Origin of the sequence: Pseudomonas sp. Ps21-P2, assembly GCF_039672565.1 — a bacterium.
In the GTDB taxonomy this organism is placed as follows: Bacteria; Pseudomonadota; Gammaproteobacteria; order Pseudomonadales; family Pseudomonadaceae; genus Aquipseudomonas.
Genome location: NZ_JBDFPL010000003.1, coordinates 74,580 through 96,124 on the forward strand (window position 1 = coordinate 74,580; position 21,545 = coordinate 96,124).

The window sequence follows — 21,545 nt, forward strand, 5'->3', positions numbered from 1 at the left end:
CTGGTGTGCTGAAAACCGACGGCCGATGTCTCTGACATTGGCCGTTTTTGTATCCAAATGCGGAAAAATGTAAGTTGGTTTTTGTTCGTTTGTGGGAAGTTGCTTGTTTCACGGTCAGGCATGCCTGTTTGTTTTCGACGCTGTGTTTAACCCTCCTCGACTGTGTAACCCTTCGCCTGTCGCACCCTGACAGCTTTTGAATGCGCCTCGTGCGGTCGTGTTGACGACAGCACCTGACGCCGTTTTCAGCTGCCATGCATAAAAAATCCAAGGGGCATCAGGGCTGCGAATTTGATGGTTTTAAACGGGAGGGGAACATGAAAAACGCACAGACAGGGACGCTGAGTCCGTTGATACAACAAATGGTCACCAGCATCACTGAACAGGACGGCGATGCGGCCATTGCCAACGCACTTGACTGGCTACGGGCTGAATGCCGCAGCGAACGGGCCATGCTTTATCAGTATCGCAACGGCGTGCTGCTCAGTTGCATCACGTCGAACGTCGACAGCTACTGGAAGGATCTTTATTGCCAGGGACGCCTGATGATCGAAGACCCGGTTATCCGTTGCTACCGCCACACCATGGGTTTTCTGAATTGGGAAGAGGCCTTCAAGACCTACCCGCCGTCTGCGGCCTACATGGCTGCGGTGGAGGATTGCGACCTGCTTCCGGCGTTTTCCTATGGCTACAGCAGCCAGACGCGCGCCAATCAGGGCGTCGTCACCATCTGCACGCTCAACGGCATGGAGCGACCGCTGAGCCACAACGATCGCTACCTGCTCACCAGTCTGGTGCCGATGCTTCACGTGGCGGGGAAGGGCCGACAACTGCAGACGCGGGCGCTGTCTCCGAAAGAACTGGAGATCCTCAAATGGGCGCGAGAAGGCAAGACGGCGTGGGAGATCGGGCTGATAAAAGAAGTTTCGGAGGCGACCGTGAAGCATCACTTCAAGAGCATCTACGCCAAGCTCGGGGTCACCAACCGCGCTCAGGCCGTGGGCGAGGCATTGTGTCGGGGGATCATCCAGTAGACGGAGGCCCAATGCGCGCCAGCGTCTAACGTCGCCCTCAGCGAAAAAAAGCCCAAAAAAAAACCGCGATAGCATCGACTATCGCGAGAATCTACAAGGGATGCTTCGATGAGAGTGAAACGTGCTGCTACCGGAACGCCAGGTGCCGGCTTCGTACTTATCGGGTGTGATAAGTAGGCAGATCAAAACGGTGCTGGCTCTGCAACATCGAGATAGCGGGCAGCTCGCTGGCTTGTGCGGCCAGGTCGCGACGAATCGCGCTGATCACCCATTCCAGTTGCACTGGAGTGTGCAGTTGAGCGTAAGACACGCAGCGGCGGATGTTGGTGCCTTCTTCGTTGCGCAGAGTCAACAGAACGCCACCGTCCGGACGCGGCTGGGTGGTGACTTCGAAATCGGAAAATACGGATGCGAATTTTTCTTGGATGAAAGTCATGTCTAGAGGCTCCATTGCTCATGGGATAACAAGCTTGGAATGACTAGTGCAGTGACTGTGCCAGCTTTTGACGTTAAATAAACTTCAATAAAATCAATGGTTTACAGGTTTTACAAAAATTCTGCTTCGTGCAATTTGCATGAATGCCTCTCGTGCATCCTGCAATTTACCGGAGTGGGGGGTGGTGAAGGGGGGCTGCGAGGCGGGAGTCGCGCTTTGCGGACATAACTCAGACAGCGGTATCCGGGATTTATTTCGTTTTGTTGCGAAATTTTCTCGCCGGGCCCCCAGTTCGCGCTATCGGGCTCATTGAAACTGATCGTTTGGCGCCGGTTGATGAAGCTGGCATCGTTGGTGTCATCTGCGGCGGCGCTATCCACGGTGCGCCATGAGTGATGGCGTCATCAGTGGAACTACAGGCTTTATCCACGGCTCATAGATTGCCTGGCCCGTGAATCGCCGCATCCTTTGATTTTGTCCCGCGCAATGCCTTGCGCTACTGGAGTTAAAAAATGTCAGAAGCCCCCGCCACGCCCGGTTCTGCCACGCGCATGACAGACGAAGAGGCACTGGAATTTGCCGAGCAGGTGTTCGACCGGGCTCGTGCTGGTGACGCCCCGATGCTCGACCGGCTGCTGGAAAACGGCTTGACCCCCAATCTTCGCAACCATAAAGGCGACACGCTGTTGATGCTGGCCAGCTACCACGGTCATCAAGACGCAGTGCGGGTGCTGCTCAAGCACAAGGCTGACCCGGAACTGCGCAACGACAATGGCCAGAGCCCGATCGCCGGCGCTGCGTTCAAGGGCGATCTGGAAACCGTGAAGATCCTTGTGGAAGGCGGCGCAGACGTCGAAGGCGCATCAGCCGACGGCCGTACCGCATTGATGATGGCGGCGATGTTCAACCGTACCGCGATCGTCGACTACCTGATCTCCAAGGGTGCCAACCCTCACATCCAGGATGCCAAGGGCGTCACCCCGCTGATGGCCGCGCAGACCATGGGGGCGACCGAGACCGCCGAACAGCTCACACGTCTGGGGGCGTAAGCGATAGAGGCGCGCAGCATTTCCAGCTATCCTGCGCGCCTGTTTTCCAGCCCCCGGACGATCTGCCATGAAAGCTTCACTCATCGAATTCATCAGCAAGATCAGCTCCGGCTGCATGAGCGATGAAGAAATCGAAAAAATCGCCGACGAAGCCGCCCAGGCTTACGCCGATCCCGACGCATTTCTGACCGCCAACCCCGACATCAATTTCGACGACACCTTCCCGATCCCGCTGGGCGAGTGGGTCGTCATCGGCAGCCTGCCTGATACCGTCTTGCTTCAGGCTGATACCTATCCTGATCTGCTCACCGAGATCATGGCGTCGTTCGGCCCCAACGTGGCGTTCAACATCAAGCCCAAACAGCTGACTAAAGCTGAACCCCTGGCCGCGCTTAACCGTATTCAGATTCAGCTTTCCAGCATGAACAAGGACATGGGCGGGTATGTGCTGATGGACATCAGCGAGCCGCTGGACCACGTGTTGCAAACGGTGCTGGTCTACGGCGCTGACGTTGAGCGGGTCATGGCACTCGGCGTCGAGCTCGGCATATTGATAGAGCCCGCGCTGGAGGCGCTCAAGGCGCAGGTTTGATCTCCGGCACCGCGTTTTGCTGCGCCGAGAAATATCCCTGCCGACCAACGGAACCCTCATTGCAGCCCGCCACTCTCAAGTGAGCAAGCCTTCAATTAGGAGCAACACCATGGGTTCTACCTTCAACGGTCTGATTGGCCTGATCATTCTGGCGCTGGATATCTGGGCCATCATCAACGTGCTGAAAAGCGGCGCGGAAACCGGGAAGAAAATTCTCTGGATTTTGCTGATCGTCATCCTGCCGGTACTGGGCCTGATCATCTGGGCAATCGCTGGCCCGCGTGGCAACGTGCGCATCTAGTATCGCAGCAAGGCTTCAGAACACATGACGCCCGACTGGCCTGGCCAGTCGGGCGTTTTTGTTTTGCCAGATCACCCGCGCCACCACGACATTCGACCTGTCATGCTCTGCGACGTAGAATGCGCGCCTTCTTGTGGGCGGCCTGCCGTCCTGTCATCAGTAGTTATCGGGGACTCCATCCATGAGCGATTATCAAGAAACGTTGTACGAAGGCTATGGCCAGCGCTTTCGCATGGAAAAGATGCTGCATGAAGTGCGCACCGAGCATCAGCATCTGGTGATCTTTCAGAACCCGCGCATGGGCCGGGTCATGGCGCTGGACGGCGTGATTCAGACGACCGAAGCCGACGAGTTCATCTATCACGAGATGCTCACCCACGTGCCGATCCTGGCCCACGGCCGCGCCAAACGTGTGCTGATCATCGGCGGTGGCGATGGCGGCATGCTGCGCGAAGTCGCCAAGCACGCGACGGTCGAGCACATCACCATGGTCGAGATCGACGGCACTGTGGTCGAGATGTGCAAGGAATACCTACCGAACCACTCCAAAGGCGCTTTCGATGATGCGCGTCTGAACCTGGTCATCGACGACGGCATGCGCTTCGTTGCCACCACTCAGGAAAAATTTGACGTCATCATTTCCGATTCGACGGACCCGATCGGGCCGGGCGAAGTGCTGTTTTCGGAAAACTTCTATCAGGCCTGCCATCGCTGCCTCAACGAAGGCGGGATTCTGGTCACGCAGAACGGCACGCCGTTCATGCAGCTGAGCGAAGTGCAGACCACGGCAGGGCGCATGAATGGCCTGTTCGCCGACTGGCATTTCTATCAGGCAGCGGTGCCCACCTATATTGGTGGCGCGATGACGTTTGCCTGGGGCTCGACGGATTCCGAGCACCGCAAAGTTTCGCTGGATACCCTGCGTCAGCGATTCGCCGGCAGCGGCATCGTCACCCGTTACTACAACCCTGAGGTTCACATCGGCGCCTTCGCATTGCCGCAGTACGTGCTTCAGGCGATCAGCAAGCCAAGCAACGCCTGACAGTTGTTATGTTACGTAAACCTGACATCTGCCACGCGATGTCAGGTTTGCGTAACTTCTCCTTGCTCGCCAGTCATGTCACGTATACATTCCATTGATCGTTTAATGTTATGCAGGCGTGACAAATGGACGCGACGTTATTGCTCGAGCGTTTGGGCAGTCAGATCGAAGAGATGCGCAAATCCCGCGGCCTTACTCAGGTGCAGCTGGCCTACCAGTCGGGCATGACACGGCAAAAGCTCGCCGAAGTCGAAAAAGGCAGCCCGACTGTGGCGGTGAATTTCTACGCCAAGGTGCTGGCCGCGTTAAATGCCGAGATAAAAGTCGTTTCCGCCCGACGCCCGACGTTTGAAGAGCTGCGCGAGGTGTTCCAGTGAAACCGCTGGATCGTGTACGCATTTTTACCCCGGAGGGTGAGAGCGGTGAGCTGTCGGCGTCTGAGTCCGGCGACTACCTGTTTCGCTATGGCCTGGACGCCAGCCCGGCGTCGCAGATCAGCCTGACCATGGGCGTTCGCGATGCGGCTTACGTCTCGCGCAGCCTGCATCCCGTCTTCCAGATGAACCTGCCCGAAGGCTTCGTGCTGGAACAGTTGCGCAATCGCCTCGCCAAAACCACGCCCATCAACCCCATGCTGCTCATGGCATTGACCGGTAGCAGTTCGCCCGTCGGCCGCATTGCAGTGGCGTCTCCAATGATCGATGACTTATTGGGTGGGGCGGGCCCCGTTGCAGGCAAAAGCCTGGGGCAGATACTCAGTTGGGACGGGACGCAGGATCTGTTTGCCGAACTGGTCGATCAGTACATTTTGCGCACCGGGATTTCAGGCGTTCAGCCCAAAGTCATCGTGCCCGATGCGGACTTCGTTACGGACCCTAAAGCCACACTGTTGATGCCCGAATTGATCGTCAAGTCGGGGAGGGCGGACTTCCCCGGGCTGGCCGTCAACGAATACGTGTGCATGGACGCGGCGCGCAGAGCCCGCATGCCGGTACCTGAATTTTATCTGTCGGATAACCGTCAGCTGTTCGTCATGCGTCGCTTTGATCGGGACGCTGACCAGCGTGCCATCGGCTTCGAGGACATGGCCGTGCTGATGGGCCTGGGCACGGAGCAGAAATACGACTCCAGCTACGAAAACATCGCCAAGGCCATTCGCTTGTTCTGCGCGCCTGAGCACGTGCGTGATTCGCTGGATCGGTTCTTCGACATCGTCGCGCTCAGTTGCATGGTCGGCAACGGCGATGCCCATTTGAAGAACTTCGGGGTGCTGTATCGCGACCCGCTGGGGGCGGACGCTCAATTGGCGCCCGCCTACGACATCGTCAACACCACCGCGTACATAAAGGACGACGCGCTCGCCCTGCGCCTGGATGGCTCGAAGAGCCTGTTCGGCTCGAGGCTCGGCATTCTGACCCTCGCGTCGACCTGCGACATCCGCAAACCGAACGTGCGCATCGAACGGCTGATCGCAGCGGTGCAGGCGTCGCTGCAGGAAAACGCCTCGCTCAACGCCCACGCACCCCCTGTTTTCGACGCCATCGAAGACGCCGTCGAGCGGTATGCCCAGACGTTCAAGGTGTGAGCGCTATTCAAGGCTTTGTAAGAAAATATGAGAGGCGTCGTTAATGAACGGAATTTTCACCGTTTCTTCGGGAAGATTCGCGCCGTTCCAAGGCTGCCCACTGATTGAGATAAATGTTTGAGCCGATCCGTCATGAAGAATGCGCGGGATCGGTGGTAAACCGCGAGGGTTCACGTAATATTTGGCCCCCGCAGCCCGGACCGGCATTTCGATGTGGTCGGGCGCACCGCTTTTTGAACCTAAACCTGAATCCAACGGATCCCACAACACATGGCCAAAACGGACGCCCCGGCGCGCGCGCCGCAACCTACCGTCAAATCGCACCTGGCCTATACGCTCCTGAGCGGCCTGGTGCTGATGGTCCTGTACACCCTTTTGCGCGTTGCGCTGCTGGTCTATAACCGCGAAGGCATCGGCGCGACGCCAGCTTCGACGTTTGTCGAGGCGTTCGGCAATGGCCTGCGATTCGATCTGCGTCTGGTCGTGTACATCCTGATTCCCCTTCTGCTGTCCCTGTTCAGCGCGCGCCTGATGGCGGCCCGTGGGGTGTTTCGCTTCTGGCTGACGCTGGTTGCGAGCCTGACCGCGTTCTTCGGCCTGATGGAGATGGACTTCTACCGTGAATTCCACCAGCGCCTGAACGGCCTAGTTTTCCAGTACGTCAAAGAAGACCCGAAAACCGTTCTGAGTATGATCTGGTACGGCTACCCGGTGGTTCGTTATCTGTTGGCGTGGGCACTGGTGACCTGGTTGCTGAGCCTGGTCTTCAAAGGCGTCGATCGCGTGACCCGGCCCCGTGGCGGGTTCAACGTCGCCAGCGCCGACAACCGTGTGGTCGCGCCGTTGTACAAACGCGCCGTGGTCTTCCTGCTGTGTCTGGTGGTGGCCGTCATCGCCGCTCGCGGCACCTTGCGCCAGGGCCCCCCGCTGCGTTGGGGCGATGCCTACACCACGGACTCCAACTTCGCCAACACCCTTGGCCTGAACGGCACGCTGACGCTGATCGCGGCGGCGAAGAGCCGCATGTCCGAGGACCGCGACAACATCTGGAAAGCGACTCTGCCTGTGGCTGAAGCCCAGCAGACCGTCCGCGACATGCTGCTGACCGCCAACGACAAGCTGATCGATCCTGAGAAAGCCGCTGTCCGTCGTGATTTCACACCGCCGCCGGCCAACACGCTGCCGATCAAGAATGTCGTCGTGATCCTGATGGAAAGCTTCGCCGGCCACTCGGTGGGTGCGCTGGGTGACGAATCGAACATCACGCCTTACTTCGACAAACTGTCCCAGGAAGGTCTGCTGTTTGATCGCTTCTTCTCCAACGGTACGCACACCCATCAGGGCATGTTCGCCACTATGGCGTGCTTCCCGAACCTGCCGGGCTTTGAATACCTGATGCAGACACCGGAAGGCAGCCACAAGCTGTCCGGTCTGCCGCAGCTGCTCAGCGCGCGCAAGTACGACGACGTTTACGTCTACAACGGTGACTTCGCCTGGGACAACCAGTCAGGCTTCTTCAGCAACCAGGGCATGACCAACTTCATTGGCCGCAACGACTTCGTCAACCCGGTGTTCTCGGACCCGACCTGGGGCGTGTCCGATCAGGACATGTTCGACCGTGGCGCCGAGGAGCTGAAAGCCCGCGAGGCCAAAGGCAAGCCGTTCTATGCCTTGCTGCAAACCCTGTCCAACCACACGCCGTACGCACTGCCGGCCAATCTGCCGGTCGAGCGCGTCACCGGGCATGGCACGCTGGATGAACACCTCACCGCCATGCGTTATTCGGACTGGGCGCTGGGGCAGTTCTTCGAGAAGGCCAAGAAAGAGCCGTACTACAAAGACACGCTGTTTGTGGTCGTCGGTGACCACGGCTTCGGCAACAACGAGCAGATCACCGAGATGGACCTGGGCCGCTTCAACGTGCCGATGCTGATGATCGCCCCGGGCCTGCAGGACAAGTTCGGCAAGCGCAGCAGCATCGTCGGTACGCAGATCGACATCGTGCCGACCATCATGGGCCGCCTGGGTGGCGACACCGTGCACCAGTGCTGGGGCCGCGACTTGCTCAATCTGCCGGCGGGAGACGAGGGTTTTGGCGTGATCAAGCCATCGGGCAGCGAGCAGACCGTGGCGCTGGTCACCGGCAACCGGATACTGATCGAACCCAAGGAAATGGAGCCGAAGGTCTACAGCTACGAGTTGGGCACCAAGCCCCATGCCGAGCTGATGCCGAATGCGCCGGACGTCGCCGAGTTGCGCAAGAAGCTCGACAGCTTCCTGCAGACCGCGACCAAGAGCCTGCTGGACAACACGGCAGGGGTCAAAGACGCAAAGCCACAATGACCGCAGCCTGATGAAAACGCCCCGAGACCGGGGCGTTTTTTTTGCCTGCGAATCCTTGGCTTCAGGCTGCCAACGTCAGCTGTGCGCTGACGATTCGGGTTGAACGTCGTTGCGCTGCAAGGGTCAAGATCATCAGGCCGTTGTCAGGCCTTTACTGAGGAGACATTGATGAAAGTGTGGACTATTTCGTTTCTGGATAAAGACGGTGTGCAGCAAACCCTCGATCTTGAATCCGATCACCGTCCCAGTGAAGAAGAGGCTGCGCAGCAACTCCGTCCGATCCTGTTTCCGGTCGCCAGTGATCTTGATCTGAACGACCTCGACGGTCGCACTGCCGAGCCCACCGTGAAGACACTCAAAGAGCAGAACGCGGTACAGATCATCTCCATCATCGAGGCTTCGTAAGAAGCCTGCATTTCCCGCCATCCTGCCAATTGGCAACGCACTGGCAATGGGCGTACTCTGCGATCGAGGTCGGTGATGCATCTACCCGAGTCCGCTCGCGTACGTATGCCCGTTTTGTAAAACGCACCGGCCTTGTCAGCGACATGCTTGAGTCCCGGGCGGCAGATGACCTGCCGCTACACGCCTCGCCATCGAAGGGTGTTTCGGGATAGTTGAAACTCTATCTATCGTTGCATAGGAGGACGTTTCATGAGCACAGCCTATCAAGAAGACATCAGCAGCCATGTTCTGCGCTGCATGAAAGAAGGCGGTTTCGACTTCGCACGCATTCACCCCATCGAGTTCTATGCCACCTTTCCGGATGAGGACCGGGCGCGTCAGGCTGCGGAAAAATTTCGTGGCGAGTCAGTGAATGTCCAGCTCAATGCACTGGAAGACGGTGCCTGGCACCTGGAACTGAGCAAGTTGATGTACGCAACCTACGATGGGATAGGCGACTTCGAGCAGGATTTCCAGACGGCGATTTTCGGTCTGGACGGGGAGGTTGAGGGCTGGGGCGTCAAACAGGAGCTCAAGCGCCTTCATTGAGCTGATTTGATCAACAGCCATGCGCCGAAGCGAGGCGCCGATCGTTGAAAATTGTCTCCCGCCTCCACGACCAAGTGTGGAGCGGGAGATGCACCGAGCTGAATCACGGGCAAAAAAAAGCCGCTCTCTTGGGAGCGGCGGAAAGGGAATATCGAGTGGCGTTGCCAATAAGGTTTTGAGCCAATCGCCTTGTGTGATCCGGCGGGTTGGTCTGCGATATGGGGCGATTATGCTCAGCCCCTGAACCGGACGGAAATGAACTGTCGCTATGCCAGCGATAGATTTTCAGAGTGAACGACGCTTCGCCATGAAGCGTTGGTGAACGGGTTAGGGCGCATCGTGCACAGGAATGGTGCGGACGCTCCGGCTGTTTAATTCAACCCATTGATATTAAAGCGTTTATGCCGATGGCACGGGCCTTGCGAAGGCTCTGGTGTCCATGGTGACAAGGAGTACGGCATGATCCGCACCTTTTATGACGAGATGTACGATGCGGGCGGCATAGTTCGTCCGCATTATCGGGAATTCGCCCGCTGGTTGGGTGAAGCGCCGCCTGAGTTGCTCGCTCAGCGTCGGCGTGAGGCCGATTTATTGTTTCATCGCGCCGGGATCACATTCACGCTGTACGGCGACGAGCAGGGCACCGAGCGGCTGATCCCCTTCGACACCATTCCGCGGAGCATTCCGGCCAGCGAATGGCGGGTGGTGGAGCGCGGCTGCATTCAGCGCGTCAAGGCGCTGAACATGTTTCTCGCTGACCTCTATCACGATCAGCGCATCATCAAGGCCGGGATCATTCCTGCCGAACAGGTCCTTGCCAACGAGCAATACCAGTTGGCGATGCAGGGCCTGAATCTGCATCGCGACCTGTATTCGCACATCTCCGGCGTCGATCTGGTGCGTGACGGCGACGGCACGTATTACGTGCTCGAAGACAACCTGCGCACGCCAAGCGGCGTGAGCTATATGCTCGAAGACCGCAAGATGATGATGCGGCTGTTCCCCGAGCTGTTCGCCGCGCAACGCATCGCGCCGATCGATCACTACCCGAATCTGTTGCTGGACACCCTGAAGAGCTCTAGCCCGCTGGATAACCCCAGCGTCGTCGTGCTGACCCCCGGGCGCTTCAACAGCGCGTTTTTCGAGCACGCGTTTCTGGCCCGGGAAATGGGCGTTGAACTGGTGGAAGGCGCTGACCTGTTCGTGCGCGATGACCGCGTGTTCATGCGCACCACCGACGGCCCGAAAGCGGTCGACGTGATTTACCGCCGGCTCGACGACGCGTTTCTCGATCCGCTGGCGTTCAATCCGGATTCAATGCTCGGCGTGCCGGGCCTTCTGGCGGCGTACCGGTCGGGCAATGTGGTGCTGGCCAATGCCATCGGCACCGGCGTGGCGGACGACAAGTCGGTCTACCCCTTCGTCACCGACATGATCCGTTTTTACCTCGACGAAGAGCCGATCCTCAAGAACGTGCCGACCTGGCAGTGCCGCAAGCCCGAAGAGCTGTCCCACGTGCTCGCCAATCTGGGCGATCTGGTGGTCAAGGAAACCCAGGGCTCCGGCGGTTACGGCATGCTCGTGGGCCCCGCTGCCACCGCCGCCGAAATCGAGTCGTTCCGGGCGCGGCTCAAAGCCAAACCCCACGCGTATATCGCGCAACCGACCCTGTGCCTGTCGACCTGTCCGACCTTCGTCGAGAACGGCATCGCCCCGCGCCACATCGACCTCCGCCCGTTCGTCCTGGCTGGCCGCGAAACCCGTGTAGTGCCCGGTGGTCTCACGCGTGTTGCCTTGCGCGAAGGCTCGCTGGTGGTGAACTCGTCGCAGGGTGGCGGAACCAAGGACACCTGGGTGGTCGAGGATTAAGGATGCCTGCCAATGCTAAGTAGAACTGCTTCGGATTTATACTGGATGTCGCGGTACCTGGAGCGCGCCGAGAACCTCGCGCGGATGCTCGACGTCAGTTATTCGCTGTCGCTTATGCCCCAGGACGGACGCGGGGATGGCCTCAATGAAATCGCCATGCCCCTGCTGATCACCGGAACCCTGGACGATTACCTGGAGCGCCACGGCGACCTGCACGCCGAGCGCTTGCTGCACTTTTTCGCGCTGGACGCCGAGAACCCGGCCAGCATTTTCAGTTGCCTGGGTGCGGCGCGGGCCAGTGCCCATGCGGTGCGTGGGCGCATTACTGCCGACATGTGGGAAAACATCAACGCCACGTACCTGGAAATTCGCGGCATCGCCGAGCAGGGTTTGAGCCGCTACGGCATGAGCCGGTTCTGTGAGTGGGTGAAGGAACGTTCGCACCTGTTCCGCGGCGCCACCTACGGCACCATCATGCGCAACGACGCGTTCCGTTTTATTCGTCTGGGGACGTTCATCGAGCGCGCCGACAACACCCTGCGCATGCTCGATGCGCGCTATGAAATGCTCGAATTGCGCGGCCCGTCCGCCAACGCGGCGGCAGACAGTTCCGCCGCTGGCTACTATCAATGGAGTGCGCTGTTGCGCGCGTTGTCGTCATTCGAGGCGTACACGGAGGTTTATCGCGATGCACCGGGTGCCCGTCAGGTCGCCGAATTGCTGCTGTTGCGTGCGGATATTCCGCGCTCATTGCGTGCGTGCCTGGAGGAGCTGGACATCATTCTCGCCAGTCTGCCGGGGGCCAATGGCCGTCCCGCCCAGCGTCTGGCCGCCGAGCTGGACGCTCGCCTGCGCTACACCGGCATCGACGAGATCCTCGATGAAGGCCTGCATGAGTGGTTGAACGAATTCATTCCACTTCTGGCCCAACTGGGTAGCGTCATTCACACTTCTTACCTGGAGGCTGCATGAGACTCTCAATTAGCCACGAGACCACCTATCACTACGACGATCAGGTCCGCGCCAGCATCCAGTATTTGCGTCTGACCCCCCACGACAGCGAGCGCCAACAGGTGTTGAGCTGGCAGCTGGCATTGCCGCGCCCGGTGCGTGCGCAGATCGATCCGTTCGGCAATATTCTCCACGTGCTGACCCTGGACGAACCCCACGAAGCCATCGTCATCGGTGCGCGCGGCCAGGTCGAGATCGACGAGAAGCGCGAGGCGGAACACGAGACTCAGTCGTCCCTGCCGTTTCTGCGCTTCACCCGCCTGACCGAGGCTGACGAAGCGATTCGCGCCTTTGCCATCGCGCAGACCCACAAGCGCACCGACCGCACCGCGCTGATCGACATGATGCACGCGCTCAACGAGCACATCACCTACACGCCAGGCTCCACAGCCGTCGATACCAGCGCCGCCCAAGCGTTCGCCAGCCGTGTTGGCGTCTGTCAGGATCACACCCACGCATTTCTGGCCTGCGCCCGCAGTCTCGGGGTGCCGGCGCGCTATGTGTCGGGTTATCTCTACAGTGACAGCAGCGAACATCTGTCCAGTCATGCGTGGGCAGAAGCGTGGATTGACGACGCCTGGTACAGCTTTGATGTGACCAATCAGTTGGCGATCCCGGAACGGCATCTGAAGCTGGCGGTCGGCCTGGATTATCTGGACGCCTGCCCGGTGCGCGGCATGCGCCGTGGCGGTGGTTGCGAGCAGATGCACGCCAAGGTGGTCGTGTCGCCCTCATCGCCGATTGCTGTTCCGGCCGCTGCGAGGAAAAAGCCCGTCCCGGCGCCGATGATTCAGGTGCAACGCCAGGGTTGATCAGTCCCTAGCGGTCGGGCGTTCAGCTCGGCCGCCTTCCCACCCCTTGCGCGCTATTCAGTGCGCCAGGCAGCCACTCCCCCGCCACAGAAAAAGCCGACACTCCGCAACACAACGACCTGATACCCATACGACCGCCGCTCACCTTGTATGAGACAGGGAATCAGGTGACGCCGTCTCAGGATGCTGCACGTGCCGAGCGCGGGCTGCTCAGCCAAACAACCGAGTCATGTTCGGCAAGATCAGCAGCAGCGTAGTGGCGAAAACGATAAGTCCGGCCTGACGTATTTTCGAGCGCTTGAACTTGAACTTGAACATGGTAAATGCCTTTTCTTGTTATTCCTGAGCGACAGAAACCCATGGGCTTTGGCCGAGACCAAGACGGGGGTTGGCAAAGGTGAGGCAAAAGAGCAGGTGCCCCGATCACCAGATCGTGGACGGCGGGCGCTGGGTGAATCGATTTTGTTATGGCGCCACTGCTACTGACTTAACCTTAGAGCCCGCGTGCTGTGCGGTTTAGATCATTGAGGATTATCCAGTCCAATTCTTATAACTTCGTTAGGATTGGCGAATAGCCATCGCTCAGATATTCGCCTGCTAGACACCTGCGACCAAAACTGCCTGCTTTCAATAGCCCGCTACCGTTCGTCCGAGTCCGAAACTTCTCACAACCAGCTACCCTGTCAATCGATCCGGCGAAAGAGCGCGCTCTGTGATATCGCTTGTGATAGACAGTGCTCCCATGACAGTTCGACTATCGGCCGGACATATAAAAAGACAGATCATCGGTTTAGCGAGGACAGCATGACCGAAGCGTTTATTTACGATGCCTTGCGCACGCCGCGGGGCAGGGGCAAGCCGGATGGCGCGTTGTACAGCGTCAAACCGGTGGATCTGGTGGCAGGGCTGTTGAAAGAACTGCAAGTGCGCAATCACCTCGACACCCACCACGTCGATGACATTGTGCTGGGCTGCGTCACGCCCATCGGCGATCAGGGGGCCGACATCGCCAAAACCGCAGCGCTGGTCGCCGATTGGGCCGTCAGCGTGGCCGGGGTTCAGATCAACCGGTTCTGCGCATCGGGGCTAGAAGCGGTGAATCTGGGAGCGATGAAGCTCCGTTCCGGGTTCGAGGATCTGGTGGTGGTCGGCGGCGTCGAGTCGATGTCGCGAGTGCCGATGGGCAGCGACGGCGGCGCCTGGGTACTTGATCCGCAAACCAACCTGCACACCCACTTCACGCCTCAGGGGATCGGCGCCGATCTGATCGCCACCCTCGAAGGCTTCAGCCGCGATGACGTGGACCTGTTCGCCGTGCAATCCCAGCACAAGGCGGCGCTGGCCCGGGAGCGGGGTGCGTTTCGCCGTTCGCTGGTGCCGGTCATGGACCGGAACGGCCTGCTTTTGCTCGACCATGACGAGTTCATCCGCCCCGACACCACACTGGAGGCGCTGGGCAACCTGCGCCCGAGTTTCGAGGCCATCGGCAAAATGGGCTATGACGCCACGGCGCTGCGCGTCTACAGCCATGTCGAACGCATCGAGCATGTGCACACGCCGGGCAACAGCTCCGGTATCGTTGATGGCGCCGCGTTGATGCTGCTCGGCACCGCGCAAAAAGGTCAGGCCCTGGGACTGCGACCGCGGGCGCGCATCGTGGTCACGGCGGTGACCAGCACCGATCCGACCATCATGCTCACAGGACCTGCGCCCGCCACGCGCAAAGCCCTGGCGCGGGCGGGGCTGACCATTGATGACATCGACCTGTTCGAGGTCAACGAAGCCTTCGCCTCGGTGGTGCTCAAGTTCATCAAGGACATGGGTGTCGACCCCGACAAGGTGAACGTCAACGGCGGCTCGATTGCCCTCGGCCATCCACTCGGCGCCACGGGCTGCATCATTCTCGGCACGCTGCTCGACGAGCTGGAAGCCCGGCAGTTGCGTTACGGCCTGGCGACCCTGTGCGTCGGCGGCGGGATGGGCATCGCGACGATCATCGAGCGGGTATGAACGTGGAGCACGATAACAGCTACGCCGACCGCCTTTACCCGATAACCGTTTCAGGAAGAACGACCGCATGAGCGATGCCATCCGCTACGAAACCGGCCCGGATCAGATCGTCACGCTGACCCTCGACATGCCCGGCCAGCAAGCCAATACCATGAACGCGGCGTATCGCCAGGCCATGGCCGAGACGCTCGAGCGCCTGCAGGCGGACAAAGAGGCCATCGCCGGTGTGATCATCCGCTCGGCGAAGAAGACCTTCTTTGCCGGCGGCGACCTCAACGAGCTGAGTCAGGTCGACGCCACCCGCGCCGCCGCCTTCTACCAGATGACCATGGACCTCAAGGCCCAGCTTCGCGCGCTGGAAACATGTGGCAAGCCGGTGGTGGCTGCCATTGAAGGCTCGGCATTGGGCGGCGGCCTGGAGCTGTGCCTGGCCTGTCACCATCGCATCGCAATCAATGGCGGCCAGGTCAGATTGGGCTTGCCGGAAGTCACCCTCGGTTTGCTTCCGGGCGGGGGCGGCACCGTGCGGCTGGTACGCATGATGGGGCTGGAGAAAGCGCTGCCGTTGCTGATGGAAGGCCGGACCATGGGCGTCGAGCACGCCTTGAAAACAGGTGTGATCGATCAACTGGCCAGCGATGCCGATGACCTGATGGCCAAGGCGCGCGAATGGATTCTGGCCAACCCGGCGCCGATCAAAGCCTGGGATCAACCAGGGTTTCAATTGCCCGGCGGCACGCCTGCGCACCCGAAAGTGGCGCAGATGCTGGCCATCGCGCCGTCGATGTTGCGCAGCAAAACCTGGGGCTGCTATCCGGCGCCGGAGAAGATCCTGGCCGCAGCCGTGGAAGGCGCCCAGGTGGATTTCCACACGGCAGAAAAAATCGAGGCGCGTTACTTCACCGAGCTCGCCACGGGACTTGTCGCGAAGAACATGATCGGCAGCTGGTTTCAGCTCAACCGGGTCAAGGCCGCAGAGGCGCGGCCCAAGGCGCCGCCGGTGTTCAACATGCGCAAGGTCGGCATCCTCGGGGCCGGGCTGATGGGCAGCGGCATTGCCTATGTCACGGCGGTGGCGGGCGTCAGCGTGGTCCTCAAAGACATCAATCTGGCCGCGGCGCAGAAGGGCAAGGATTACTCGGCGCGACTGCTGAACAAGCAGCTTGCCAGAGGCCGCATCACCGAGGCTCAGCGCGATGCCGTGCTGGGCCGTATCAAGCCAACAGGCCGCGACAGCGACCTTGAAGGCTGCGACCTGATCATCGAGGCGGTGTTCGAGAACCGCGAGCTGAAAGCGCAGGTCAGCGCCGCCGCCGAGCAAGTGGTCGTGCCCAATGCGGTGATTGCGTCCAATACCTCGACGCTGCCAATCACAGGCCTTGCCAGCGCCATCAGCCGGCAGGAGCGCTTCATTGGTCTGCATTTCTTCAGCCCGGTGGAGAAGATGCGCCTGGTGGAAATCATCAAGGGCGCGCGCACCAACGACATGACCCTGGCGCGGGCCTTCGACTTCGTTCGCCAGATCGGCAAGACCGCGATTCTGGTCAATGACACGCGCGGCTTCTTCACCTCGCGGGTGTTCGCCACCTACGCCGACGAAGGCATTGCCATGCTCGGCGAGGGCGTCAGTGCGCCGATGATAGAGACCGAGGCGCGCAAGGCCGGGATGCCGGTGGGGCCGCTGGCGGTGTCCGATGAAGTCTCGTTGCGGCTGATGAGCCAGATTCGCCAGCAGACGCGCAACGACTTGGCAGAACAGGGCGTTGAGCTCCCCAGGCATCCGGCCGACGCGGTGATCGAGCAGCTGTTGCATGAATTCGATCGCGCAGGGAAAACCTCCGGCGGTGGTTTTTACGACTACCCCGACGGCGGACCCAAGCACTTGTGGCCGGAGTTGAAAACCCGGTTCGAGAAGCCCGACGCACAGATCAGCGGCCAAGATATTCGCGACCGGCTGCTGTTCATTCAGGCCCTTGAAACCGTGCGTTGCATGGAGGAGGGTGTGCTGCGATCGACGGCGGACGCCAACGTGGGTTCGATGCTTGGCATCGGCTTTCCGGCCTGGACTGGCGGGGCGTTGCAATTCGTCAATCAATACGGACTGAAGCCGTTTATCACCCGCGCCCGGGCCTTGGCCGAGCGCTATGGCGAACGTTTTCAGCCGCCTGCGTTGCTATTGGAGAAAGCGGAGGAGGGGACGCTGTTCTAGCGCCGGCTCCCGGTTGTGGCGGATGTAGTGCCGCGACAGCCGGGGTTCAGTTGAAGACCGCGCGCGGCCACAACTGGGCCTTGCCTTGCCCCGGCCTTCAAGGCAGGCTTGAGCCCACGCATTTTCGCTTTGTCGCTTCAGGAATTTTTATGTCGTTACGCATCTGCATTCTGGAAACCGACGTACTTCGCCCGGAGCTGGTCGATCAATACCAGGGTTACGGGCGGATGTTCGAAAAACTCTTTGCTCAACAGCCGGTGCCTGCGGAGTTCGTCGTCTACAACGTCATGCAGGGCGATTACCCGCCGGATGACGAGCAATTCGACGCCTATCTGATCACCGGCTCCAAGGCCGATTCCTTCGGCACCGATCCATGGATCGAAACCCTCAAGACGTATCTGCTCGAACGCTACAAGCGCGGCGACAAATTGCTGGGCGTGTGTTTCGGCCATCAATTGCTGGCGCTGCTGCTGGGCGGCAAGACCGAGCGCGCATCCCAAGGCTGGGGCGTCGGCATTCATCACTACAACCTCTCACCGACCCAGCCATGGATGACGCCGGCGCTGGACAAACTCACGCTGCTGATCAGCCATCAGGATCAGGTCACGGCGTTGCCCGAAGGCGCAACGGTCATTGCCACCAGTGAGTTCTGCCCATTCGCCGCGTATCACATCAACGATCAGGTGCTGTGCTTCCAGGGTCATCCGGAATTCATCCACGACTACTCGCGCACCTTGCTCGACATCCGTCAGGACGCGCTGGGTGAGCAGGTCTACGGGAAGGGCATCGCCAGCCTGGAAGAAGACCACCACGGCACGGCGGTGGCGGAATGGATGATGCGGTTTGTGGCGAACAAGCGGCCGGTGAACTGACATCGCGGTTGCGCTCATTTTGCAACCACGCAGGTGCATCTGCCGAACGATCAATTGTGGGAGCGAGCTTGCTCGCGAAGAGGCTGGAGCATCCGCTACATCTACGGCGGCTGAAACGCCGTCTTCGCGAGCAAGCTCGCTCCCACAGATTAAGAGTTCGTCAGTTCCCACGCCGAGCCCCGTGGGAGCACCCGGTAAGTCATTGAAGATTCAATACCATGGCGCGCCAACCCGTCAAAGCCAACCCGACCGCTTGAAGCTCGCGAACAAAATCCCGCACCCGCCGACGATCACGCCCAACACCATGTAATACCCGTAATGCCAGGTCAGCTCCGGCATGTTCTGGAAATTCATCCCGTAGATCCCGGCGATGGCGGTGGGGAATGCCAGAATCGCGGCCCAGGCGGCAAATTTGCGCTGGGTCAGGCTCTGCCGCGAAGACTCCAGCAGCAGGCTGATTTCGATGGTCTGGCTGGCGATGTCGCGCAGGTTGGAGAGGTCTTCCATCTGCCGTTTGACGTGGATCTCCACGTCGCGGAAGTAGGGGCGCATGTTCTTGTCGATGAAGGGGAAACTGAGCTTCTGCAGCTCTTCACCAATCTCCACCATCGGCGCCACGTAACGGCGCAGGCGCAGCAGGTCACGACGCAGGGCGTGGATGCGGTGGATGTCGGCTTCGTTGAGGTCCTTGCGCAGCACGTTGTGCTCAAGCTCTTCCAGCTCGCAGTGAATCGATTCGGTGACCGGCTGATAGTTCTCGGTGACGAAATCCAGCAGCGCATACAGGACGAAGTCTTCCCCGTGCTCCAGCAGCAATGGCCGAGCCTCGCAGCGCTGACGTACCACCCCGTAGGACTTCGAATCGCCGTTGCGCGAGGTGATGACGTAGCCCTTGCCCGCGAAGATGTGGGTTTCGATGAAGATCAGCTTGCCGTTCTCGCGGATCGGCGCGTAGGTCACGATGAACAGCGCGTCGCCGAAGGTCTCCAGTTTCGGCCGGCTGTGGACTTCCAGCGCGTCTTCGATGGCCAGTTCGTGCAGATTGAACTGCCGCTGCAGCGTGGTCAGTTGTTCGAGGTCTGGCTGCTCAAGGCCGATCCAGACGAAATGCCCAGGTTTCGCCGCCCAGGCCGCGCCTTCGTCGAGGGAGATGTTGGTGACTTTCTTTCCGGCACTGTAAACGGCAGCGGCAACCACTCGACCCATAATGTCTGCTTCTTCTTTTAGGGAGAACTGACGCGCAGCTTAGCGCGCTCCCAGATCAGAGTCGGCGGATTTAAACGAGTTCGCAGGTTTTTTCAGTGCTGTTCAGCGTCTGTTCGGATGGCAGCAGCGGACCCGCGGACCTGCGCGTCCATGCTGGCGATGCAGGTCTGCATCTGGCCGTGACAGAGCCCGATGAGCTGCGGAATGTCTTCGCTGGTCAGGCCCGCTGTCGGGATCGCGGGCAGCGTGCGGATGATCACCTCGCCACTGTTCCATCGATTCAAATCCATGCTGCGCACGTACGTGCTTACGCACACGGGCACGATGGGCACGCCGGCCTCGATCGCCATCTGAAAAGCCCCGCGTTTGAACGGCAGTAATTCCGCGCCTTCGTTGCGCGTGCCTTCGGGGAACACCCAGATTGAAGTGTCTTTGTGCTGCAGGGTTTCGGTGGTCTGGAGAATGGCGCGGCGTGCCCGCTGCGGGTTGCCGCGATCGATCAGCACGTTGCCCGCCAGCCAGAACAGCTGGCCAAAGAACGGCACCCACTTGAGGCTCTTCTTGCCGATGCAGACCGTGCGCGGCGGCACGATGTTGCCGAGGACAAACAGATCGTAATTGGACTGGTGATTACAGATGATCACGCAAGGCCTGGCGTGCTCGAACTGCGGGCTGAGCTGCGCATTCAGGCGCAGCCCGAGAATCCCCATGGCGGGGAGGGCGTAGAGGCGAGCACACAGGCGGCTGTTGTCAGGGTTGAACGGGCGGCACACGCCAAGCAAAAGCCCCAGCGCGCCAGCGACAAGAAAGTGCAGGCCCATCAACAACATACGCATTACAAACAGCATGCAAAAACCACCCGGTAGGCGAAAAGCCGCGCAGTGTACGGATGTGCACTGGAATCGGCAATCGGCCACGGGCCGGGCGGAGGGTCAGGAATTTAACGGGATGTTTCGGGGGAATGCGCTGCAGGGGAATGCAGCGCCTTGTCGGTGATGCCTCAGAGCGGGATCTGACGATCCAGCTCGATGGCCCGGTCGAGGGTCTCGAGGAATTCCTTGCGCACTTTCAACTTGGTCTGCTTGTGGGCGCGCATGTTGATCTTCTTCATCTGCAGCGCGACGGTGCGCGCGGCTTCGGTGAGTTCTTCCGGGGCGACCACTTTGTCGAAGAAGCCGGCTTGCAGCGCGCCCTTGGGGTCGAACATTTCGCCGCAGATCACCGAGCGGCCGAAGGCACTTTTGCGCAGGCGGTCACGGGCCAGTTCGATGCCGGCGTGGTGCATGGTCATGCCGATTTGCACCTCGTTCAGACCAATGCTGAACGGACCTTCAACGCCGATGCGGTAATCCGCCGACAGCAGCAGGAAGGCGCCTTTCGCGACAGCATGACCGCCGCACGCGACCACCACGGGGAACGGGAACGACAGCATGCGCCGCGCCAGCGTGGAGCCTTCGGCGACCAGGGCCATGGCGGCTTCCGGCGACGAGGTCATGATTTTCAGATCGTACCCGCCCGAGAGAATCCCCGGCTGGCCGGTGATGATCACCACGGCGCGGTCCTGCTCGGCGCGGTCGAGTGCGGCATTGAACGCGGCGACCACCTCGTTGCTGATGGCGTTGACCTTGCCGTTGGCCAGGGTCAGCGTCGCAACGCCGTCATCCAGTTGATAGGCGACCAAATCACTCATGGAGCGAGTCCTTTTTTGTTTTGAAGTGGCGCAGACGTTACCCACCCGGCAGGGCAAGGTAAAGCGCAAAGGATGACTGGCAAGTCAGGGGGCGGGTCGCCAGGCCTGGCGACCCTGAGATCGAGCGGAGAGCGCGCGGTTAAGCCTCGACTTCGTTCAGTTCGCAGTACTCTTCCCAGTCCATGTCCAGTGCCTCGGCCGCTTCCTTGTGTGCAGCAAGGCGCAACTCCTTCAACTGCTCGGGGGTTTCGGCAATGAAAGTCAGCGCCAGCTCCCAGGTCGGGATCCCCAGATTTTCGGCTTCGTCTTCGAAGGCCCAGAGGGTCTGCTGTTGCTGCTCTTTCGGGCTCAAATCCTGGATTTCAGCCTGCAACATCGGATTGGTCACGATGTACTTCGCCAAGGCAGCTTCGGTCCAGTCGTTTGCGTTCATGCGGGGGTGATCTCCTGTGGGTCGAGCTGACGTGTTGCTGTGGGTGGATGCTGAGGTG

21 protein-coding genes are annotated in these 21,545 nt (G+C 60.1%); 16 read left to right on the plus strand and 5 right to left on the minus strand.

Going from position 1 to position 21,545, the window contains the following annotated elements:
* Nucleotides 1-317 precede the first annotated feature (317 nt).
* Entirely contained in the window at nt 318-1,034 is a 717-nt protein-coding gene (locus ABEH28_RS07965; RefSeq protein ID WP_282373315.1) for a LuxR family transcriptional regulator, read from the plus strand.
* A 157-nt stretch (nt 1,035-1,191) separates the two neighbouring features.
* On the opposite strand, the gene ABEH28_RS07970 is transcribed toward ABEH28_RS07965, so the two are convergent.
* Entirely contained in the window at nt 1,192-1,470 is a 279-nt protein-coding gene (locus ABEH28_RS07970; protein ID WP_074891912.1) for a DUF3509 domain-containing protein, read from the minus strand.
* A 512-nt stretch (nt 1,471-1,982) separates the two neighbouring features.
* Here ABEH28_RS07970 and ABEH28_RS07975 point away from each other — a divergent pair.
* The 15 genes from ABEH28_RS07975 (at nt 1,983) to ABEH28_RS08045 (ending at nt 18,158) form a co-directional block, all read left to right on the plus strand.
* The gene (locus ABEH28_RS07975) at nt 1,983-2,519 is read left to right on the plus strand and encodes an ankyrin repeat domain-containing protein (protein WP_346629594.1); all 537 of its coding nucleotides are present in this window, start codon (nt 1,983-1,985) and stop codon (nt 2,517-2,519) included.
* A 67-nt stretch (nt 2,520-2,586) separates the two neighbouring features.
* Nucleotides 2,587-3,111 carry a hypothetical protein gene (locus ABEH28_RS07980; protein ID WP_346629595.1) on the plus strand — a complete coding sequence of 175 codons (525 nt, stop codon included), beginning with the start codon at nt 2,587-2,589 and terminating at the stop codon, nt 3,109-3,111.
* 109 nt (nt 3,112-3,220) lie between these two features.
* Nucleotides 3,221-3,412, plus strand: coding sequence for a PLDc N-terminal domain-containing protein (locus ABEH28_RS07985; protein WP_037009073.1), 192 nt, complete (start codon nt 3,221-3,223; stop codon nt 3,410-3,412).
* Between the two features lie 181 nt (nt 3,413-3,593).
* On the plus strand, nt 3,594-4,454 hold the full coding sequence (speE, locus tag ABEH28_RS07990; RefSeq protein WP_346629596.1) for a polyamine aminopropyltransferase: 861 nt from the start codon (nt 3,594-3,596) through the stop codon (nt 4,452-4,454).
* A gap of 125 nt (nt 4,455-4,579) precedes the next feature.
* A complete protein-coding gene (locus tag ABEH28_RS07995) occupies nt 4,580-4,831 on the plus strand; it encodes a helix-turn-helix domain-containing protein (protein WP_192175037.1) in 252 nt (83 codons plus the stop codon).
* Between the two features lie 5 nt (nt 4,832-4,836).
* The gene (locus ABEH28_RS08000) at nt 4,837-6,039 is read left to right on the plus strand and encodes a type II toxin-antitoxin system HipA family toxin (protein WP_346629926.1); all 1,203 of its coding nucleotides are present in this window, start codon (nt 4,837-4,839) and stop codon (nt 6,037-6,039) included.
* A 270-nt stretch (nt 6,040-6,309) separates the two neighbouring features.
* Nucleotides 6,310-8,382 (plus strand): LTA synthase family protein, encoded by a 2,073-nt coding sequence (locus ABEH28_RS08005; protein WP_192175036.1) that lies wholly within the window; start codon nt 6,310-6,312, stop codon nt 8,380-8,382.
* A 168-nt stretch (nt 8,383-8,550) separates the two neighbouring features.
* Entirely contained in the window at nt 8,551-8,787 is a 237-nt protein-coding gene (locus ABEH28_RS08010) for a hypothetical protein (RefSeq protein ID WP_192175035.1), read from the plus strand.
* 249 nt (nt 8,788-9,036) lie between these two features.
* On the plus strand, nt 9,037-9,375 hold the full coding sequence (locus ABEH28_RS08015; RefSeq protein ID WP_192175034.1) for a ribonuclease E inhibitor RraB: 339 nt from the start codon (nt 9,037-9,039) through the stop codon (nt 9,373-9,375).
* Nucleotides 9,376-9,834: 459 nt separating this feature from the next.
* Nucleotides 9,835-11,244 (plus strand): circularly permuted type 2 ATP-grasp protein, encoded by a 1,410-nt coding sequence (locus ABEH28_RS08020; protein WP_074891898.1) that lies wholly within the window; start codon nt 9,835-9,837, stop codon nt 11,242-11,244.
* A 12-nt stretch (nt 11,245-11,256) separates the two neighbouring features.
* Nucleotides 11,257-12,216: an alpha-E domain-containing protein gene (locus ABEH28_RS08025; RefSeq protein ID WP_065989404.1), complete on the plus strand. Its 960-nt coding sequence runs from the start codon at nt 11,257-11,259 to the stop codon at nt 12,214-12,216.
* Nucleotides 12,213-13,067, plus strand: coding sequence for a transglutaminase family protein (locus ABEH28_RS08030; RefSeq protein WP_346629597.1), 855 nt, complete (start codon nt 12,213-12,215; stop codon nt 13,065-13,067). The genes ABEH28_RS08025 and ABEH28_RS08030 overlap by 4 nt, the downstream gene beginning before the upstream one ends.
* 804 nt (nt 13,068-13,871) lie before the next feature.
* On the plus strand, nt 13,872-15,077 hold the full coding sequence (locus ABEH28_RS08035; RefSeq protein WP_346629598.1) for an acetyl-CoA C-acetyltransferase: 1,206 nt from the start codon (nt 13,872-13,874) through the stop codon (nt 15,075-15,077).
* Nucleotides 15,078-15,144: 67 nt separating this feature from the next.
* Nucleotides 15,145-17,286, plus strand: a complete 2,142-nt coding sequence (locus ABEH28_RS08040; protein ID WP_346629599.1) for a 3-hydroxyacyl-CoA dehydrogenase NAD-binding domain-containing protein — start codon at nt 15,145-15,147, stop codon at nt 17,284-17,286.
* 149 nt (nt 17,287-17,435) lie between these two features.
* Entirely contained in the window at nt 17,436-18,158 is a 723-nt protein-coding gene (locus ABEH28_RS08045) for an amidotransferase (RefSeq protein WP_346629600.1), read from the plus strand.
* A gap of 234 nt (nt 18,159-18,392) precedes the next feature.
* On the opposite strand, the gene ABEH28_RS08050 is transcribed toward ABEH28_RS08045, so the two are convergent.
* The 4 genes from ABEH28_RS08050 to ABEH28_RS08065 all read right to left on the minus strand — a co-directional run bounded on the left by ABEH28_RS08050 (nt 18,393) and on the right by ABEH28_RS08065 (nt 21,487).
* Nucleotides 18,393-19,364 carry a magnesium and cobalt transport protein CorA gene (locus ABEH28_RS08050; protein ID WP_192175029.1) on the minus strand — a complete coding sequence of 324 codons (972 nt, stop codon included), beginning with the start codon at nt 19,362-19,364 and terminating at the stop codon, nt 18,393-18,395.
* A gap of 92 nt (nt 19,365-19,456) precedes the next feature.
* On the minus strand, nt 19,457-20,212 hold the full coding sequence (locus ABEH28_RS08055) for a 1-acylglycerol-3-phosphate O-acyltransferase (RefSeq protein ID WP_346629601.1): 756 nt from the start codon (nt 20,210-20,212) through the stop codon (nt 19,457-19,459).
* Nucleotides 20,213-20,364: 152 nt separating this feature from the next.
* On the minus strand, nt 20,365-21,054 hold the full coding sequence (locus ABEH28_RS08060; protein ID WP_122537869.1) for a crotonase/enoyl-CoA hydratase family protein: 690 nt from the start codon (nt 21,052-21,054) through the stop codon (nt 20,365-20,367).
* A 139-nt stretch (nt 21,055-21,193) separates the two neighbouring features.
* Complete coding sequence (locus tag ABEH28_RS08065) at nt 21,194-21,487, minus strand: DUF6388 family protein (protein ID WP_192175027.1); 294 nt, start codon at nt 21,485-21,487, stop codon at nt 21,194-21,196.
* Between the last annotated feature and the right edge of the window lie 58 nt (nt 21,488-21,545).

Coding starts and splice junctions, on each gene's coding strand:
- ABEH28_RS08060 (WP_122537869.1), bottom strand. CDS start 21,054: ATGAGTGATTTGGTCGCCTATCAACTGGATGACGGCGTTGCGACGCTG.
- ABEH28_RS08020 (WP_074891898.1), top strand. CDS start 9,835: ATGATCCGCACCTTTTATGACGAGATGTACGATGCGGGCGGCATAGTT.
- ABEH28_RS07970 (WP_074891912.1), bottom strand. CDS start 1,470: ATGACTTTCATCCAAGAAAAATTCGCATCCGTATTTTCCGATTTCGAA.
- ABEH28_RS07975 (WP_346629594.1), top strand. CDS start 1,983: ATGTCAGAAGCCCCCGCCACGCCCGGTTCTGCCACGCGCATGACAGAC.
- ABEH28_RS07995 (WP_192175037.1), top strand. CDS start 4,580: ATGGACGCGACGTTATTGCTCGAGCGTTTGGGCAGTCAGATCGAAGAG.
- ABEH28_RS07985 (WP_037009073.1), top strand. CDS start 3,221: ATGGGTTCTACCTTCAACGGTCTGATTGGCCTGATCATTCTGGCGCTG.
- ABEH28_RS07965 (WP_282373315.1), top strand. CDS start 318: ATGAAAAACGCACAGACAGGGACGCTGAGTCCGTTGATACAACAAATG.
- ABEH28_RS08050 (WP_192175029.1), bottom strand. CDS start 19,364: ATGGGTCGAGTGGTTGCCGCTGCCGTTTACAGTGCCGGAAAGAAAGTC.
- ABEH28_RS08065 (WP_192175027.1), bottom strand. CDS start 21,487: ATGAACGCAAACGACTGGACCGAAGCTGCCTTGGCGAAGTACATCGTG.
- ABEH28_RS08055 (WP_346629601.1), bottom strand. CDS start 20,212: ATGCTGTTTGTAATGCGTATGTTGTTGATGGGCCTGCACTTTCTTGTC.
- ABEH28_RS08045 (WP_346629600.1), top strand. CDS start 17,436: ATGTCGTTACGCATCTGCATTCTGGAAACCGACGTACTTCGCCCGGAG.
- ABEH28_RS08030 (WP_346629597.1), top strand. CDS start 12,213: ATGAGACTCTCAATTAGCCACGAGACCACCTATCACTACGACGATCAG.
- ABEH28_RS07980 (WP_346629595.1), top strand. CDS start 2,587: ATGAAAGCTTCACTCATCGAATTCATCAGCAAGATCAGCTCCGGCTGC.
- ABEH28_RS08040 (WP_346629599.1), top strand. CDS start 15,145: ATGAGCGATGCCATCCGCTACGAAACCGGCCCGGATCAGATCGTCACG.
- speE (WP_346629596.1), top strand. CDS start 3,594: ATGAGCGATTATCAAGAAACGTTGTACGAAGGCTATGGCCAGCGCTTT.
- ABEH28_RS08015 (WP_192175034.1), top strand. CDS start 9,037: ATGAGCACAGCCTATCAAGAAGACATCAGCAGCCATGTTCTGCGCTGC.
- ABEH28_RS08025 (WP_065989404.1), top strand. CDS start 11,257: ATGCTAAGTAGAACTGCTTCGGATTTATACTGGATGTCGCGGTACCTG.
- ABEH28_RS08010 (WP_192175035.1), top strand. CDS start 8,551: ATGAAAGTGTGGACTATTTCGTTTCTGGATAAAGACGGTGTGCAGCAA.
- ABEH28_RS08035 (WP_346629598.1), top strand. CDS start 13,872: ATGACCGAAGCGTTTATTTACGATGCCTTGCGCACGCCGCGGGGCAGG.
- ABEH28_RS08005 (WP_192175036.1), top strand. CDS start 6,310: ATGGCCAAAACGGACGCCCCGGCGCGCGCGCCGCAACCTACCGTCAAA.